Below are 1051 nucleotides of genomic sequence, written 5' to 3' on the forward strand. Positions count from 1 at the left end.
CTGGGCGTCGAGCAGGTAGATCCGGGTGTTGGCGATCGGCTTGCCGATCGGCGTGCTGTCCGGTGTCTCGGCCCCCGTGCAATCCCATGCGGTGACCTCCACCGCCGCTTCGGTCGGGCCGTACAGGTTGTGCAACGCAGTTCCTGGCAATTGCGCCTTGAAGCGCCGCACCAGATGGCCCGGCAAGGCTTCGCCGCTGCACATCACCTGGCGCAGCCCCGTGCACTCGCCGGCCTCGCCATGGGCCAGGAACACGTCCAGCATCGACGGGACGAAGTGCAGCGTGGTGATGCCGTGTCGCTGGATCGCTTCGCGCAGGTACGCCGGATCACGATGGCCACCCGGACGCGCCATCACCAGCCGCGCACCGGTGAACAGCGGCCAGAAGAACTCCCACACCGACACGTCGAAGCTGAACGGGGTCTTCTGCAGCACCGCGTCCGCGGCGCCCAGCGTGTAGGCGTCCTGCATCCACAGCAGGCGGTTGACCACCGCGCCATGCTCGTTCATCACACCCTTGGGCAGACCGGTGGAACCCGAGGTGTAGATCACATAGGCCAAATGGCTGGCATGCAGGCCCGAGACCTGCGGATTGCCGGTCGGCTGCGTGGCGAAGTCTTCGTCTTCGAGCACCATCACCCTGGCAGCGGTCGCCGGCAGGCTCGCCTGCAAGGCCCGTTGGGTCAGCACCACGGCCGGGGCGCTGTTGTCCAGCATGTAGGCCAGACGGTCGGCCGGGTAGTCCGGGTCGAGCGGCACGTAGGCAGCACCCGCTTTCAGAATGCCCAGCAGCGCCGCGACCATGTCCGTGCTGCGGTCCATGCAGATCGCCACGCGGTCATCCGGGCGAATGCCCAGGGCGAGCAGTCGATGGGCGATCTGGTTGGCTCGCTGGTTCAGTTGGGCGTAGCTCAGTTGCTGCGCTTCGAACACCACGGCGACGGCATCCGGACAGGTCGTGACCCGTGCCTCGAACAGGCCATGCAGGGTCAGGCCTTGCGGATAGTCGACGGCCGTCGCATTGAAGGCTTCCAGCAGGTGTTGGCGCTCA

1 protein-coding gene is annotated in these 1051 nt (G+C 66.7%); it reads right to left on the reverse strand.

Features of this window, described 5'->3' with window-relative positions; all coding sequences use genetic code 11:
- Window positions 1–1051 (reverse strand): AMP-binding protein (locus FBY02_RS28020; RefSeq protein ID WP_144931780.1); only part of this gene is annotated, 1051 nt, incomplete at both ends.

This window comes from Pseudomonas sp. SJZ078 (genome assembly GCF_007828255.1).
Lineage (GTDB): Bacteria > Pseudomonadota > Gammaproteobacteria > Pseudomonadales > Pseudomonadaceae > Aquipseudomonas.